Origin of the sequence: Duganella margarita (assembly GCF_009857535.1) — a bacterium.
In the GTDB taxonomy this organism is placed as follows: domain Bacteria; phylum Pseudomonadota; class Gammaproteobacteria; order Burkholderiales; family Burkholderiaceae_D; genus Rugamonas; species Rugamonas margarita.
The window spans coordinates 252,733-265,827 of record NZ_WWCS01000003.1; the positions used below are offsets into that span (position 1 = coordinate 252,733).

Consider the following 13,095-nt stretch of genomic DNA (forward strand, 5'->3'; position numbering starts at 1 on the left):
ATGAAAAAATCTTTATTCACGATGGCGGCGCTGGCTGCATTGGCCACCACCATGGCCGGCTGCAGCCTGGCGCCGGTGTATGAACGCCCGGCGCAACCGGTGGCGCCAGCCTTCCCGCACGGCGACGCCTACCAAGGCGTGCCGCAGGCGGCGGCCGATGCCAAGCCGGTGTCGCAAATCCTGTGGCGCGAATACTTCGCCGATCCCAAGCTGCGCAAGGTGATCGAGCTGGCGCTGGCCAACAACCGCGACCTGCGCGTGTCGGTGCTCAACATCGAGAAGGCCAAGGCGCAGTACAACATCGACACCGCGGCGCTGCTGCCGAAACTGTCGGCCAATGTCAGCCAGAGCGCCACGCGCACGCCGTCCAACATGACCGGCACCGGCCAGTCGATCGTCAACCGCCAGTACAACGGCGGCCTGGTGATGTCCTCGTATGAGCTGGACTTCTTCGGCAAGGTGCGCAACCAGTCCGAGGCTGGCCTGCAAAGCTACCTGGGCACCGAGGAAGCGCGCCGCACGCAGCAGATCACGCTGGTGTCGGAAGTGGCGAATGCCTATCTGACACTGATCGCCGATCAGCAGCGTTTGAAGCTGGCGCAGGAAACCCTGAAAAGCCAGCAGACCAGCTATGACCTGAGCCGCAAGCGCTTCGCCTCGGGCGTGGTGGCCGGCACCGATATGTACGACGCCCAGACCAGCGTGGAAACCGCGCGCAACGACGCCGCGGTCTACACGGCGCAGGTGGCGCTGGACCAGAACGCGCTGGCGCTGCTGGTCGGCAGCACCGTGCCGGACGACCTGCTGCCCACCGGCGAGCTGGAAGAGGTGACGCAGCTGGCGGCGATTCCGGCCGGCCTGCCGTCGGACCTGCTGCAGTCGCGTCCGGACGTGCAGGAAGCGGAGCGCTCGCTGCGCGCCGCCAATGCCAATATCGGCGTGGCGCGCGCCGCCTTCTTCCCGAGCATTTCGCTGACGGCGTCGGGCGGCAGTGCCAGCAGCACCTTGTCCGGTCTGTTCAAGGCCGGCTCGTCGACGTGGAGCTTCGCGCCGCAGATCAACCTGCCGATCTTCGATGGTGGCGTCAACCGCGCCAACCTGAATATCGCCAAGGCTGACCGCGACATCTCGGTGGCGCAGTACGAGAAGTCGATCCAGACCGCGTTCCGCGAAGTGGCCGACGCCCTGGCCACGCGCGGCACGCTGGATCAGCGCCTGGCGTCGTCGCAGGCGCTGGTTGAGGCCTCGCAGAAGAGCTACACCATCAACGAGGCGCGCTATCGCCAGGGGGCGGATACCTACCTGAACGCGCTGGTGTCGCAACGCGCGCTGTACACGGCGCAGCAAGGATTGATCACCACGCGCCTTGCAAAAAACAGCAACGCCGTCACCTTGTATAAGGTGCTGGGCGGCGGCTGGCAGCCCGAGTTGCCACCGCAGCGCTGATGCTGCACGGTGGACGCCGCACTGGCGTCCACCGGTTTGATCTTTTCATATTACCCAAGGACCGCTTCATGAAATCCCACGTCAAGCGACGCACTGACCCGGAACGGGCGCAGAGTCGCCGTAACCAGGTTTTGCAGGCCGCTGCCGTGTGCTTCGCGCGCAGCGGCTTCCATGGCGCCAGCATGTCCGAGATTTCGAAAGAAGCCGGCATGAGCGCGGGCCACATCTACAACTACTTCGACAACAAGGAAGCCATCATCATGGCCTTTGTCGACCTGGAGTCGGAGCATGTGGCGGCGCAGTTGCGCGAATTGAGCGGCAAGGACGATCCGCTGCAATCGATGATCGACGAGGCGCCGCGCCACATCGACGAGAACCTCGACCCGCAGTACTTCCAGCTGCCGCTGGAGATGTTTGCCGAAGCGGCGCGCAATCCCAAGATCGCCGACGCCATGCGCGCCTCCGACGTGGTGGCGATGGCCGAGTTCCGGCCCATCATCAAGCGCGAGCGCGAACGGCGCGGTCTGCCGGTGGACGATGCGCTGCTCGACGGCCGCATCAACACCATGGTGTCGCTGTTCCACGGCCTGCCGATCCGCGCCTTGCACCGTCCGGACATGGACCGCAACTCCCTTGTGGAAGGGTACCGGGTCGCCATGAAGGCGCTGCTGCTGAGCTGATTTGTCTCTTAATGTATCCTTCCGCTGCACGCGGTGGGCCGCTGTTGTACCATGCGTGATGTCCCTCTACAGCCTACAGGAGCATCATGACTGCCTACGTAATTCCCGCCCATGACATCGTCGGCCTGCCGGTCGCCGGCACTTCCGATCTGTTCCCGGTGCGCCGCGTCTACTGCGTCGGCCGCAACTACGCCGGCCACGCGCGCGAAATGGGTTCCGACCCGACCCGCGAACCGCCATTCTTCTTCTCCAAGCCGGGCGACGCCCAGGCCGTAGTGCCGGCCGCGCCGAACCGCGTGCTGGAACTGCCGTATCCGCCGCTGACCAACAACCTGCACTACGAGTGCGAACTGGTGGTCGCGCTGGGCAAGGGCGGCGCCAATATCTCGGTGGAAGACGCGGCTTCGCACATCTTCGGCTACGCGGTCGGCTTCGACATGACGCGGCGCGACCTGCAATTCAAGATGCGCGATGTCGGCCGTCCGTGGGAAATCGGCAAGGCGTTCGACTACTCGGCGCCGATCGGCCTGATCACCCGCGCCGAAGATGCGGGCGACATCAACCACGCCGCGATCCAGCTGGATGTGGATGGCGTGACCAAGCAGTCGTCGCATATTTCGGAGCTGATCTGGTCGATCAGCGAAACCATCGCCAACCTGTCGACCTATTTCACGCTCGCGCCGGGCGACCTGATCTTCAGCGGCACGCCGGAAGGTGTGGGCGCGGTGGTACGCGGTAACGTCCTGGAAGGCAAGGTTGCCGGCCTGTCGCCGATTACCGTCAAATTGGTATAAACCGTTTATAGCAGCGCGTCGATGGCACTCAGCGCCGTCAACGCGTTGGCCGCCAGCCCCACATCCTGCGGGCTGGCGACCTCTGGTTCGCGCGGGTTTATCCGTATCATGCGGCCGTTGTGATGGCGGATGACGGACTGGCCGAAGTGACGTACCGATGGAATCGCCACCCCGGCGCCCACTTCAATCACCAGCGGCTTGCTGGCTTTGTGCAGCAGTGCGTGCAGACGCGCTTCCTGAGCGCTGGCACGCGACTCTATCCAGCCGCCGTCACCAAACATCAGAATATTCGGCCGCGCCAATGCACCGCAGTGCGGGCAGGTTGGCGCCAGGTTCAATAGCTGGCAGTTGACCGTATCCACCTGCGGCGTGTAGCCGTCCGCCGGCCAGATACGGCCGCCGCAGGGCGTCAGGCATTGCAGATGTTGGATGGAGCCGTGGCATTCAAGGATGCGCTGCGGATCGAAGCCGGCCTTCTGGAAATGGCCGTCGACATTGCTGGTGAAAACGGCGGCGCCATGCTGCATGCGTTCGCCCCAGCGTTTCAGCAGACCGAAGCCGGAGTGTGGCTGCGTGTCGCGGTAGAGATTGAGCCGGTGGCCGTAAAAACCCCAGGCCAGCGCCGGATCTTCATGAAACGTGGCGGGCGAGGCGATGCTGGCAAAAGCCATGCGTGCGCGGCCGAGGGCAGGGTAGGCCTGCCAGAAACCGTCATTGCCGCGAAAATCCGGCAAGCCCGAATCGACGCCCATGCCGGCGCCGGCCGCTACGATCAGCAGGTCGGCTTGTTGGATGAGGGCGGCGGCGTGTTCGAGATCGGCGATATCCATGATGCCATCTTAGCTGCGCTCGGCAAACATGACAAATACTTAAACCCGCTGCTATAATAAGCTGTTCGTCGGGGCGTAGCGCAGCCTGGTAGCGTACGTGCATGGGGTGCACGGGGTCGGAGGTTCGAATCCTCTCGCCCCGACCAACAAAATCAATGACTTAGGCCAGCCTCGATGCTGGCCTTTTTCTTGCCCCTAAAATTAGGTTCTTCACGGATTTGTGTGAGATAGGCCGTTAAAACGCAGAAAGCGGTAAAGACGAGATAGACTTGTTGTGCGACCAACAGTTCAACCCTCGACTTACCACTTTCATGCACGATAATAATCTCCACCTCCCGTTCTGGGAAGGCTTCTCCATTTGGAATTTTGATTGCCGGGCCGATGGTGTCTGGATATCGCTGATCCCGTCATCTGAAAAGCCGCTGCGTTGTTCCGGTTGTGCCGCCGTTTGCCAGCAGATACATGGCAGGTATTGGCGAACCGTGCGCGACATGACGATGTTGGGCGAACCTGTTTGGCTACAAGTGCAATTGAGGCGTCTGCGTTGCGCGCGTTGTGGCAGTTGTTCCGAGCACGTGAGCTGGCTGGCACGGCATGCTCGCGTCACACGGCGCTTGGCCCAATTTGTCGCTTTATGGTGCGAGCGCCTGCCGGTGAGCCATGTGTGCAAGCTCACCGGTCTGCACTGGGAAACAGTGCGGCGGATTGAGCGTGAGCGGCTAGAGGGGCAATTGGCGGCTTTACCGGAGGCGCAGCCGACCCGATTGGCGATGGATGAATTTGCCCTGTTTAAAGGGCATCGCTATGCGACAGTGATTCTTGACGCCGATACGCGCCAAGTGCTTTGGGTTGGGGAAGGTCGCAGCCGTGAGGCTATTCGCCCCTTCTTCGCCTGGCTCGGTCCGCAGCGCTGCCGCCAGATAGAAGCGGTGGCTATGGACATGAATACGGCCTTCGATCTGGAAGTGCGCCAGCATTGCCCGCAGGCGCGGGTAGTGTATGACCTGTTCCACGTTGTCGCCAAGTACGGTCGGGAAGTCATTGATCGGGTAAGGGTAGACGAGGCGAATCGTCTACGGCACGACCGGCCCCAGCGGCAGGTCGTGAAACGATCACGCTGGCTGCTGCTGCGGAATAAGGAAAATGTCCCCGCCGACAAGCTGCCAAAACTGGAGGAGCTGCTGGCCGCCAACCAGGCACTGATGACAACCTACGTCATGAAAGACAGTTTGAAGGAATTATGGCGGCCAACTGAGCCTTGGCAATGGCGCCGGGCCTGGAACAACTGGCTCAACATGGCTCGGGATAGCGCAATTGAGCCGCTGTGCCGATTCGGCAAGCGCCTGCAACCTTACTGGCGCGGCATCCTTGCAAGGATGCGCTGGCCGATGCACACCGGCCAACTTGAGGGCATTAATAACCGAATCAAGGTGATGAAACGGATGGCTTACGGCTACCGTGACAGTGCATTTTTCTTCCTCAAGATCAAAGCGGCATTTCCCGGTAATCCGTGAAGAACCTAAAATTACCCCAACATTTACTCAGCAAATTCGGGCGTGGCAGCCCGTTAATTGCATTAACAAGTAGGTGCTTTCAGGGCCGGTTGCCCAGTCGTGGGCTCTGGCCTTGAGTGCTGGCAAGGCTGACTTGAGGTCGCGTATAGGCGTATCGAACTCCTCGAAAGTGCGTTGTACCTGATGCACCCCTCACGCATGAAGCCAGGCGCCGCGCCGCCACACCGCTTATCGGCGCAATGCATCAATCAGTTGTTTGGCCTCACCTAGCAGGATACCGATGCACTCGTCCCCGGTCGGGAAGCTGCGCCCTCCAGTGGTCAGCACTTGTATTCGCGGATCTACCCAGTGATCCGGATTTTCGCCCGGCAGCAACTCTGCCTCGGCGATGGCTGTGTACCGCGAGGGATGGTTGACCTTGCTGGCGATGTGGCTGCACCGAATGGTGATCTCCCAGCCTCGGTACGGCTCTTGGATGATAAGGGGCATGGCCGGCCTCTGCATTGTGTTGTGAATATTATTACGTATTTTGTCGGTTTGCATGATAGCCATTTGCTATCAAATCGAAAGGGCTTGCTATGAAGCGTTCACCGATGAAGCGCGTACGGGCACGGCGTGCGGGTGGACGGAGGCACAAGGGCTTGACACGCTGCCTCCGCATCAGTTGCTTCACCGATAAGCCAGGCTCGCAGGAAGTTTCACCACGATGGTCGTACCTTCGCCGCGCTTGCTGTGGATCGCCAGCTTGCCGCCGATGCGGGCGGCGCGCTCGTGCATGCCGGTCAGGCCCCAGTGGCGGTCGCGGTGTCCGGCCTGGCGCACCGCGTCATCGAGACCCTTGCCATGGTCGCGCACTTCCATGGTGAAGCTGGTGGCGCTGTAGGTCAGCTGCACCAGCACCTGCGCGCTGCCGGAATGGCGCAGCGCGTTGGTGACGGCTTCTCTGCCGATGGCAAACAGTTCGTCCCCGACCTCGACCTGCAATGCGCGTTGGGTACCCGACTCATGGAGCGAGAACTCCACGCCGTACTGGGTCGCTGCTGCGGCGCCGGCTTCTTTTAGCACCGGCGCCAGGGCGCTGCCACCGCCGTAATGCACGCGCAGGCCCATCAACTGGTCGCGGCCCTCGTCGGCCACGGTGTCGGCGGCGTCGAGTGCGGCATCGATCTGCTGCTGTACCGCAGCGTTCTTCGGCAGCACCGCCTTGATGCTGTGGAAGCGCAGGATCAAGCTCTGCACGCTTTGCAGGAAGGTGTCGTGCAGCGTGCGGGCGATGCGTTCGCGTTCCTCCAGGCGGGTGCGCATGCGCTCGACGGCGCGCGCGGTCAGATAGGCTAGCCGTCGCAGGTACAGCAGGTAGACGCCGCCCGCCAGCAGGGCCGCGCACAGCAGTTTGAACCAGAGCGTCTGGTAAAACGCCGGCGCGATATGAAAGCTCAGGCTGGCAGGCGCAACGCTCCACAAGCCGTCTTCGTTGGCCGCCATCACCTCGAAACGGTAGTCGCCCGGGCCGAGGTTGGTGTAGAACGCCTGGCGCAGGGCGCCGGCGTCCTGCCAGTCATGGTCCTGTCCGATCAGCCGGGTACGGAAGCGTGCCCGCTCAGGGATCGACAGCACGGCGGCGGTGAAGTCGATGCGCAGATTGTGGGTGCCCTGCGGCAGGCCGAGGCCGTTGACGGCGGGGTAATGCCGGTTGTTGACGCTGAACGCGGTGATCAGCGGCGTCGGCCTGACCGGATTGCGGGAAATGTGGCGCGGATCGATCCAGCCAACGCTGCTGGAGGTGGCGTACCACAGGCGGCCGTCACCGGCTTCAATCAGGCTGTCGGAAGCCACCGACGCGGTCGCGCCTTCATGGCCGTCCAGGTATCCGAAGCGCTCGGTAGTGACCCGGTCCAGGTCGCCGGCTAACGCACTGGCCACGTCGGCGGCGCCGATCCGGACCAGGCCGTCGGGTCCATGCAGCCACAGTTCACCCTGTGCCGTCTGCACGATGCCGGACACGCCGCTGAACGGCGCTCCATTGCTGTCATACAGCGGGATGAAGCGGCCATTGCGCCAGTGCGCCAGCCCCAGCTCGCCACCGATCCACAGCGTGCCCTGGCCGCTGAACATGGTCGTCACGCTGCCGAGCGTCAGGCCGTCGGCAGGGCCGAATTGCCGCAGTTTGCCGTGGTCCAGCATGGTGATGGCGTTGTTGGTGTAGCCGAACCAGATCCTGCCCTGAGCATCGCGGTGCACCGAGAGGGCGGTGCGTTCGGTCAGCGCGGCATGGCCGCCGCCGGCCCGCCAGACGCCGTCCTTGAAGGTGTGGACGCCGCGCCGCAGGATGGATAACCATAGCTGGCCATCGTCCCCCATCGCCATCGCCTGCACCGGCTGTTGTATCAGGTGCGGCGCCAGCGGCCATCGGCGCAGCTTGCCATCACGGCGGCTCCACACCTCATGCGGGTTGCCAAACCACAGTGTGCCGTCAGTGGCGCGCGTGCTGGCGGTGGCGGACGGCATGGGGCTGGCGATGCGCCGGCCATCCCCCGCGATGGCGAAGGTCGGCGGCGATAGCGCCTGCCGCGACGAGTGGCTGTTGATCCAGACTTCGCCGTCGGGGCCGGCCGTGAGGACGAAGTCGGTGCTGCCTTCGGGCATTGCCTGCACCGACAGATGGTTTTCCCGTATCCGGTCGATGCCGTTTTCCGTCATGAACCAGAGATTGCCCTCGCGGTCGTCGAACGGCGGCGTGAAGATGCGCGCGGCGCTGAACTGGTAGGGCGCCAGGAATTGCTGCTTCAGTACCAAGTCGGGGGTGTACAGCCGCATGCCGTCGCCGGGGCCGATCCACCAGCCATTGCGGCGATCCCGGTGGATGCTGTAGGGCAGGCCGCCGCTGGCCGGCAGCCGCAGTGGCGACGAGGTTTCGGTGACGGGGTTGAACATCCTCGGCGTTTCGCCGAATTTCATCACGATCACCCTGCCATCGACATGGACCTGGCTGGCCAGCATGCTGCCCGCCGCGTCGACTTTGCGGAAGCGATGCGTGCCAGGCACGCCGCGAAACAAGCCAGCGGGGTGGGTGATCAACAGACCGCCGTCGTGCAGGAGGTTGATGGAGGGGCGCTCGCCGGCCGGCAGGCCATCATCCGGCAGCACCTGGCGCCAGCGCGCGCCGTCCAGCCAGTAAATCCCGGCATGGCTCGACATCCACAGCGTGCCGTCGGCGGTCTGGATGAATTCCAGGATGCGGCTGGCCGGCACGCCTTGCGCCACGCCGTAGTGCCGCACCGTGCCGTGCTCGAACACGCTGATGCCGCCGGCGTTATAGCCGACCCACAGCGCATCGCCGAACAGGGCCAGCGCCTGCACATTGGGCGACAGCAGCTTGTTGCCGCTGATCTCGTCGATACGCTCGAAGCGCACACCGTCGAAGCGGAACAGGCCGTTGGATGCACCAAACCACAGCATGCCGTTGCGGTCCTGCAGCATGGTGCCGGCGTCGGACGGCGCGCCGTCCCGCGCTGTCCAGGCGGTATGCGACAAGTTGGATTGCCAGAACGGTAGCCCTTCAATGGCTGACGCGCAGGACTCGAAGGCGGCCGTCGCCAGCAGCGCACAGACACAGACCCGCAGCCGGGCCCACCGATGTGAAGCAACAAGCATCCTGTAATCGCATTAAATGTCGGAAACGCAACAGCCTACAGCATCAAGTTTTTTTGTTCAATGCCAGATAATGCAAGTCAGATTTGGTCGGTGACTTCTGGTTTGTCCGGCGATGTCGAGCTCGCGCTCCGCCGCATGCCCTGGCGTCATGGACATAATGCGCTGCCCGGTTGAAAACCCAGTGCTTCCGCCTTGGCGATGGTAATCGCCTGCGGCAGCGGGAAGCTGAGGCCCGTCAAAGGAAACAGCGGCTGGTAGTTCACCTTGCCGCAGTCGGCACCGTCCGGCGCGCACACACGCACCCGCACGAAGCGGATGCAACTGGCGCCGTAGGGGTTGGCCGCGCACTGGATGCGGGCCCGCGCCGGACAGGCCGGCAGGCTGGCGGCCGGCATCTCCGTCATGCTCATGCTGCCGCTGGCGGCGCGCGTCAGCGACAGATAATCGATGCGGATATGCGCATCGGTCACCGGCTCCCCCATCAGCAGTGTTCCGGCCGTATCGCGCAGCACGGCTGCCTGGCGGATGTGCGCCATCACCGCCGGATCGCTGAAGTCGCTGACGGCGGCGGCAGCGGCGGCGCGGCGCGTGGCCTCCTGCAGCGTGTGCAGCAGGTACAGCGCGCGCGCCATTTCGATGATGAAGAACAGCGCGCTGAAGAACACCACCGCGCACAGGGCGAATTCGGCGGCGGTGGCGCCGCGCTGGCGGTCAGTTGCCCACATAGCGCATGTTTTGCGTGGCCGAGATGGTCTGGTCGACCAGTTCCGGCGCATAACCGTAGAAGTTGTTGTGCACTTTGATCTGCACGCCCACGGCGACCATCGACGGCACGCTCAGGCCGCCGCACTCGAGGCCGTCGCAGCTGACCGTCACCAGCAGCTTGTACGGCGTCAGCACACTCAGTTCCTGCTGCACGATCGCCTTGGTCACGGCCACTTCATACACCGCCGCGTCGCTGTTCTGCATGTTGAGCATGCTGACACCGGACAGGTAGCGCGCCGCGTCGTGCGTGGCTTTCTGCGCCACTTCATAGTTGTACAGCAGGCGGCCGTAGAACAGCAGCGTGGCCGCCACCGGGAACAGAAAGGCCAGCGTCAACGCCAGCTCCAGCGCCACCGCGCCGCGTTGCCTGCGCGCCCGCATCATGGCTGCAACTCCACCGCGCCGCTTAACGTCGACAGCGGCAGCGCGCCGGCGAATTCCGCGTTCAGACTGGTGCTGGTGGCCGGCACCGTCATGAAGAAGCGCCCCACGCCCAGCACGCTGGCGCTGGTGATCGCGCCGGCCGCCACCGGGCAGGCCAGCAGCGCCACGTTGAGCACGCGCCGGTTGGTCACGCCCGGCTGGTGGTCGACGCCCGGCGCGAGGAAGGTGGCGCCGGTCAGCTGCAGATATGGCGTCGAGGTGGCCGGCGACGACGCCGGATAGCCGCTGGACGATGGCGGGTCCGGCGTGTAGAGCTTGCTCCAGGAGGTGGTGGCGAAGCCGCTGTAGCCGCCGGCCGGCTCCACCGGCTGCGCGCTGTAGGCGCTGTAGGGGACGGCGTGGGCATACGCCCACAGCGGCCCGTACAGCGCCGCTTTGTTGCTGGCGTCGCCGGGCAACGGATCGGCGCGGGTCCACAGCTTGCCGCCGCTGGTCCAGCTGGCGGCGCTTTGCGTGATGGCGGCCGGCGCCATCCAGCTCAGGGTGGCTTTGTCGTAGGGCATGATGTTGCTGTCCGGCGGCGCGCCTTCCGCCGTGCAGGCGTGGTCGGCGTAGTCGTCGAAGCGCGAGTTCAGGTGGTGGTACAGGGCGGCCAGCGGAAAGCCGCGCTGCAGCGTCAGCGTGCCGCCGCCGATGGTCGGCAGCGGCACCTGGCCGGCGCACACGAAAGGGCCGACCACGTCGGTGGCGAAGTGGCTCGCCAGGCCGGTGACGCCGGGCGGGGCCAGCGGATCGATCAGGAAATGCTCCGGCGTGACGCCGCTGGCATTGAGGTTCATCAGGTCATAGGCGACGCCGCGCCGGAAGCCGTATTCCACCAGTTCGTTGTAGCTGGCGTTGCCGGGCACATTGGCGCGCGACGCCGCGGGCGTGGTCGACTGCGCGCAGATCGCCAGCGGCGTCAGCGCCGTCGACACGCGGCCGGCCACCGCGCGCGCCGCCGTGCCGGCGCTGTGCGGGCCGTTGTCGGCGGCGCGGATGAACAAGGTCGACACCAGGCCGATATCGGCCTTGAGCTTGCTCGTATCGACCTTGGCGACCATGATGCTGGCCGGTGCGGCTTGTGCGGCCGCTTCGTCGAGCCAGCTGGCGTCCGGCGTGGCGGCCGTGGCGGCGAAGCGCAGCGCGTCGCTGTTCCACGTGACCAGCCGGCGGCTGTACTGGTAGCGGTAGGTGGCGGCGACGTCGGCGGCGGCCGTCACTGCATTGGCAACGCCGCCGGCAGTGCCGTTCAGTTCGCGCGCGGCGGCCAGCGCGGCGGCGTCGGCCAGCGCCTGCAGTTCGGCCTTGCGGTTGTACAGCATGGCCAGGTCCAGCGCCATGCCCACCATGGCCACCATGCCGAGCGCCATGACGCAGCAAATGATGGCGATCACGCCCCGCTGGCGGGGCCGGCTGGTGGCACACATGCGCTTCTCCCGACGTTGTACTGCTAGATTTTATCCAGCAGGAAATATTCGCAATTGATGCGGCGCAAGGCGGCGCGGTTCGGCTTTCCGTTGACACTCAAAATCATTGGATGCTATATTTGTCGCGGGATTGGGAACGTTTCCAATTTTGTTTGGCGCATTGTTCGTCTCTTCGCCCCGCGAAGTTGCCGGCGCCTCGGGCGGCGCCGGCTTTTTTGCCGCCGGAACACGGTAGTATGAGATCTGTACAAAAAAATACACGGAGACGGAATGACCAAGCAAAGTAGGGGCGCGACGCGCATTGCATGGGTGTTGCTGGCCATGCTGGCTTGCGCCGCCGGCAGGTCCAACGCGGCGGCCGCCGCGCCGAAGGCCGAAGTCATGCACTGGTGGACCTCCAGCAGCGAGTCGGCCGCCGTGCGCAAGTTTGCCGACGCCTACCGCGCCGCCGGCGGCGTCTGGGGCGACACCGCGATCGCCGGCGCCGACCAGGCCAAGGCAGTGGCGATCAACCGCATCGTCGGCGGCAATCCGCCCACGGCGGCGCAATTCAACACCACCAAACAATTCCGCGACCTGATCGACCAGGGCTCGCTCAACAACGTCGACGACATCGCCGTCCGCGACCGCTGGGACCAGCTGATGCCGCAGCCGATCCTGGACGTCATCAAGGTCAAGGGCCACTTCTACGCGGTGCCGGTGGACATTCATATGTCGACCTGGATCTGGTATTCGAAAGCCGCATTCAAAAAGGCCGGCATTGCAAAAGAGCCGGCCACGCCGGACGAGCTGTTCGCCGCGCTGGACAAGCTGAAGGCCGCCGGCCTGGTCGGCCTGGCGCACGGCGGCCAGCCGTGGCAGGAGAACATCCTGTTCCAGGCCATGCTGGCCAATGTCGGCGGCCGCGAACTGTACCTGCAGGTGCTGCGCGACCGCTCGCCCAAGGCCATCAATTCCGACGCCTTCAAGAAAGTGCTGCTGGCCTTCAAGCGCCTGCAGGGCTATGTCGACGCCGGTTCGCCCAACCGCAACTGGAACGACGCCACCGCGATGCTCATCAGCGGCAAGGCCGGGGTGCAGATCATGGGCGACTGGGCCAAGGGCGAATTCGCCGCCGCGCGCCAGACCGCCGGCAAGGACTTCGGCTGCATTCCCGGCCTGGGCGCCAACGTGCCGTACCTGATCCAGGGCGACGCCTTCGTCTTCCCCAAGACCAGCAATCCGGAAGCGGTGCGGGCGCAAAAGCTGCTGGCCGCCACCATGCTGACGCCGGGCGCGCAGCTGGAGTTCAACAAGATCAAGGGCGCGCTGCCGATTCTCAGCAATGTCGACACGTCGGGCATGGACGTGTGCGCGCAGGCCGGCATGGCGATCCTGAAAGACAAGACGCGCGCGGTCGGCATGATCGAGGTGTTTCTGACGCCGGACCAGAACGGCGCCTTGCAGGATGTGCTGACCACCTACTGGAATACGCGCATGCCGGTGGAGAAGGCGCAGAAGGGAATTGTCTCGGCATTGCAGGATTGATCAGAGGCATAGCCTGCTTGTCATGCATGAGG

11 protein-coding genes and 1 tRNA gene are annotated in these 13,095 nt (G+C 64.4%); 6 read left to right on the forward strand and 6 right to left on the reverse strand.

The genetic code is table 11. The annotated features are described in order from the left end of the window. The 3 genes from adeC (at position 1) to GTP55_RS06035 (ending at position 2,920) form a co-directional block, all read left to right on the forward strand. Entirely contained in the window at positions 1–1,446 is a 1,446-nt protein-coding gene (gene adeC / locus GTP55_RS06025; protein WP_161044257.1) for an AdeC/AdeK/OprM family multidrug efflux complex outer membrane factor, read from the forward strand. A gap of 68 nt (positions 1,447–1,514) precedes the next feature. Then, positions 1,515–2,126: a TetR/AcrR family transcriptional regulator gene (locus GTP55_RS06030; protein WP_110849146.1), complete on the forward strand. Its 612-nt coding sequence runs from the start codon at positions 1,515–1,517 to the stop codon at positions 2,124–2,126. Between the two features lie 86 nt (positions 2,127–2,212). Then, complete coding sequence (locus GTP55_RS06035) at positions 2,213–2,920, forward strand: fumarylacetoacetate hydrolase family protein (protein ID WP_110849145.1); 708 nt, start codon at positions 2,213–2,215, stop codon at positions 2,918–2,920. A gap of 5 nt (positions 2,921–2,925) precedes the next feature. Here the strand turns inward: GTP55_RS06035 and GTP55_RS06040 are convergent, their stop codons facing one another. Further along, positions 2,926–3,750 carry an SIR2 family NAD-dependent protein deacylase gene (locus GTP55_RS06040; protein ID WP_161044039.1) on the reverse strand — a complete coding sequence of 275 codons (825 nt, stop codon included), beginning with the start codon at positions 3,748–3,750 and terminating at the stop codon, positions 2,926–2,928. A 69-nt stretch (positions 3,751–3,819) separates the two neighbouring features. On the opposite strand from GTP55_RS06040, the gene GTP55_RS06045 reads away from it, so the two are divergent. Both GTP55_RS06045 and GTP55_RS06050 read left to right on the forward strand, forming a co-directional pair. After that, positions 3,820–3,896: transfer RNA gene (locus tag GTP55_RS06045), tRNA-Pro, on the forward strand. Between the two features lie 165 nt (positions 3,897–4,061). Then, positions 4,062–5,264, forward strand: coding sequence for an ISL3 family transposase (locus tag GTP55_RS06050; protein ID WP_161044258.1), 1,203 nt, complete (start codon positions 4,062–4,064; stop codon positions 5,262–5,264). A 228-nt stretch (positions 5,265–5,492) separates the two neighbouring features. Here GTP55_RS06050 and GTP55_RS06055 read toward each other — a convergent pair whose 3' ends face one another. The 5 genes from GTP55_RS06055 to GTP55_RS06075 all read right to left on the reverse strand — a co-directional run bounded on the left by GTP55_RS06055 (position 5,493) and on the right by GTP55_RS06075 (position 11,536). Continuing rightward, the gene (locus tag GTP55_RS06055) at positions 5,493–5,807 is read right to left on the reverse strand and encodes a hypothetical protein (RefSeq protein WP_161044040.1); all 315 of its coding nucleotides are present in this window, start codon (positions 5,805–5,807) and stop codon (positions 5,493–5,495) included. A 126-nt stretch (positions 5,808–5,933) separates the two neighbouring features. Continuing rightward, positions 5,934–8,798, reverse strand: coding sequence for a sensor histidine kinase (locus GTP55_RS06060; RefSeq protein ID WP_161044041.1), 2,865 nt, complete (start codon positions 8,796–8,798; stop codon positions 5,934–5,936). A gap of 266 nt (positions 8,799–9,064) precedes the next feature. Beyond that, positions 9,065–9,643, reverse strand: a complete 579-nt coding sequence (locus tag GTP55_RS06065) for a TadE/TadG family type IV pilus assembly protein (protein WP_161044042.1) — start codon at positions 9,641–9,643, stop codon at positions 9,065–9,067. Further along, positions 9,630–10,067 carry a TadE/TadG family type IV pilus assembly protein gene (locus GTP55_RS06070; protein WP_161044043.1) on the reverse strand — a complete coding sequence of 146 codons (438 nt, stop codon included), beginning with the start codon at positions 10,065–10,067 and terminating at the stop codon, positions 9,630–9,632. Before GTP55_RS06070 ends, GTP55_RS06065 begins: the two co-directional genes overlap by 14 nt. Further along, positions 10,064–11,536, reverse strand: a complete 1,473-nt coding sequence (locus tag GTP55_RS06075) for a pilus assembly protein TadG-related protein (RefSeq protein WP_161044044.1) — start codon at positions 11,534–11,536, stop codon at positions 10,064–10,066. The genes GTP55_RS06070 and GTP55_RS06075 overlap by 4 nt, the downstream gene beginning before the upstream one ends. 270 nt (positions 11,537–11,806) lie before the next feature. On the opposite strand from GTP55_RS06075, the gene GTP55_RS06080 reads away from it, so the two are divergent. Then, entirely contained in the window at positions 11,807–13,063 is a 1,257-nt protein-coding gene (locus GTP55_RS06080) for an ABC transporter substrate-binding protein (protein WP_161044045.1), read from the forward strand. Positions 13,064–13,095 lie beyond the last annotated feature (32 nt).